The 339-nt window shown below is 53.4% G+C and carries 1 protein-coding gene; it reads left to right on the top strand.

Annotated elements, in window-relative coordinates; genetic code table 11:
* Positions 1-339 (top strand): DDE-type integrase/transposase/recombinase (locus tag HMPREF2787_RS06780; protein WP_141763276.1); only part of this gene is annotated, 339 nt, incomplete at both ends.

Below are 339 nucleotides of genomic sequence, written 5' to 3' on the forward strand. Positions count from 1 at the left end.
TCGCAGGCCGCAAGGTCTATCTGTCACCGGTGATGGATCTGTTCGACCGTTCAATTGTTGCTCACACCGTGGCTACATCGCCGTCGACAGCGTTTACCGCCGATTCTTTAGCTAAGGCGATTAACACGTGTGCGCCTGAACCCGGGTGGATGATGCACACTGACCAAGGTTTCCAGTACCAGCATTCGTCCTGGCGCAACTTGATTGGCGACAACGGTGGTGTTCAGTCGATGTCGCGTAAAGCCAACTGTTACGACAACGCGGTCATGGAAAATTTCTTCGGGCACGTGAAAACCGAGATGTACCACGGAGAAGTCTTCGACACTGTCGCAGAGTTCA

It is taken from the genome of Corynebacterium sp. HMSC061H03 (assembly GCF_001838215.1).
Lineage (GTDB): Bacteria > Actinomycetota > Actinomycetes > Mycobacteriales > Mycobacteriaceae > Corynebacterium > Corynebacterium jeikeium_D.